Raw genomic sequence first — 2,557 nt, 5'->3', positions numbered from 1 at the left:
GCCCTTTGCCCTTTGCCCTTTGCCCTTTGCCCTTTGCCCTTTGCCCTTTCCCCTTTACCCTTTGCCCTTTCCCCTTTCCCTATTTTCATCAAGGTGATTTTTGAGTACTAGCGTTAAAATCTGATTCAAAATAATTGGTAAATTTCGCTAGTTGTGTCTACTTCTTTTAAAACCTTTCCTATCTGGGCATTTTTCTCGCTGTTAACCAACGGCGTACTACTGTTGGCGGTGGTTCTGCTAATTTGGCAACAGCAGAAATTGACCGCTTTTTTTGGCCTAGAGCAAATGACCGTCAACAACTCACGTCCAGTTGTTACACCTGATTTAGGTCGCCGTCACCAACTCACTTATCAACAGTGGGTAGATATTCTCAAACAAGAAGCTAAAGTAGCTGCCGATCGCCGTCCTGTAAACTTAACTATACTTGCGGGTGATTCTTTGAGTTTATGGTTTCCCACTGAATTATTACCCGAAGGTAAAAATTGGCTCAATCAAGGAATTTCTGGCGAAACTAGTCAGGGACTTTTGAAAAGATTGAATATATTTGACCGCACCAAGCCAGAGGCAATTTTTGTGATGATTGGCATTAATGACTTAATTCGGGGGACGAGGGATGAAGTAATTTTAAATAATCATCAGCAAATTATCAGTCACCTGCGAAGAGTGCATCCCACAACTGAAATTGTGGTGCAGTCGATTTTGCCACATGGTGCAGAACAAGCAACTTGGCAAGGACGAGATAAACTTCTGGCTATTACGAATAATCGTATTCGACGATTAAACGAACGACTGCGAAGCATATCTGCAAAACAAGGTGTAAAATTCCTCGATTTATATCCTCTGTTTACCAACACCAAAGGTAATCTCCGCCAGGAATTTACTACTGATGGCTTACATCTCAATCGTGAAGGCTATATAGTTTGGCGTTCTGCATTGCAGATTTATAGCAATATGGAATTAAAACCTGAACTTCAACGTGTTTCAGGGAAGGATAAGAAGTAATATCTTTGAATACCAGTCTGTATGAATCGCGTCTTAGCGCGAGAGAATAAAAAATAGTGGTTTAAGTAGACGAATCTCATGGATACAAAAGCTTTTAAGCGGACGCTCCAACACTCAGAAAATTACAATCGTAAGGGATTTGGTCATCAAGCAGAAGTTACTAGTCAGTTACAATCTGAGTATCAAAGTAACTTGATTCAGGAAATTCGCGATCGCAATTACATCCTGCAACGAGGCGATGTCACCATCAGGCTAGCCCAAGCCTTTGGCTTTTGTTGGGGTGTAGAACGTGCTGTGGCCATGGCCTATGAAACCCGTCAACATTTCCCCACAGAAAGCATCTGGATTACTAACGAGATAATTCATAACCCTTCTGTAAATCAGCGGATGCAGGAGATGGAAGTAAAATTTATCCCAGTGGAAGCCAATCAAAAAGACTTTTCTGTTGTTGATACTGGTGATGTAGTCATATTACCAGCTTTTGGGGCTAGCGTTCAAGAAATGCAGATCCTTCACGAAAAAGGCTGCAAAATTGTAGATACAACTTGTCCTTGGGTATCTAAAGTTTGGAATACAGTAGAAAAGCACAAAAAAGTTGATTATACTTCAATTATTCACGGTAAATATAAACATGAAGAAACAGTTGCTACGAGTTCCTTTGCTGGCAAATATTTAATTGTATTGAATTTGTCAGAAGCGGAATATGTTGCTAATTATATTATTAACGGTGGCAACCGCGAAGAATTTTTGCAAAAATTTGCTAAAGCTTGTTCAGCAGGATTCGATCCCGATCGCGATTTAGAAAGAGTTGGCATTGCTAACCAAACTACCATGCTCAAAGGCGAAACTGAACAAATCGGCAAGCTTTTTGAGCGTACTATGTTGCAAAAGTACGGCCCTACAGAATTAAACCAGCATTTCCAAAGCTTCAACACTATTTGTGATGCTACACAAGAACGGCAAGATGCAATGTTGGAGTTAGTAGAAGATAATTTGGATTTAATGGTAGTTATTGGTGGGTTTAATTCCTCAAATACTACGCAGCTGCAACAAATTGCCATTGAGAGGAAAATTCCTTCTTATCACATTGACAGTGTTGCACGTATTCAATCAGCAAATTCTATTGAACATCGGCAATTAAATGGGCAATTAACCATTACAGAAAACTGGTTACCAGAAGGGGAAATTGTTGTGGGAATTACCTCTGGTGCTTCAACACCAGACAAGGTAGTAGAAGATATCATTGAAAAGATTTTTGCGTTGAAAGCAACAGCAACACTAGTGTAATTTGTAGGAGTATATAGCAGCCTAGTTAAATATAAAATACTCAATAAATAGATACCTGATTTATATATAAAATCGGGTATCTATTTATTAAGTAATGATACAGCGTTTTTTAGGTAAACGAGGTACATGGTTAGGGGCGAACAGCCGTACCCTACGGGAAGGCAAAGCCTACGCCATTACAATAGTTTGTACCTTATAAACTCTGAATCTCCTGTATCATGTCCGCATAATTAGTTATGATTTCCACAGCCACCCCACCCCTTAATCC

The 2,557-nt window shown here is 39.8% G+C and carries 2 protein-coding genes; both read left to right on the top strand.

Features of this window, described 5'->3' with window-relative positions:
• Positions 1 to 153: 153 nt before the first annotated feature.
• Positions 154 to 1,002 (top strand): SGNH/GDSL hydrolase family protein, encoded by an 849-nt coding sequence (locus GNE10_RS33745; RefSeq protein ID WP_185570393.1) that lies wholly within the window; start codon positions 154 to 156, stop codon positions 1,000 to 1,002.
• A 78-nt stretch (positions 1,003 to 1,080) separates the two neighbouring features.
• Positions 1,081 to 2,289, top strand: a complete 1,209-nt coding sequence (locus GNE10_RS33740) for a 4-hydroxy-3-methylbut-2-enyl diphosphate reductase (protein WP_185570392.1) — start codon at positions 1,081 to 1,083, stop codon at positions 2,287 to 2,289.
• The last annotated feature ends 268 nt before the right edge of the window (positions 2,290 to 2,557 follow it).

This window comes from Nostoc sp. 2RC (assembly GCF_014222165.1).
Taxonomy (GTDB): Bacteria; Cyanobacteriota; Cyanobacteriia; order Cyanobacteriales; family Nostocaceae; genus Nostoc; species Nostoc linckia.
The sequence above is the reverse complement of the archived record's forward strand: the minus strand, read 5'-3'. Positions and strand labels throughout refer to the sequence as shown.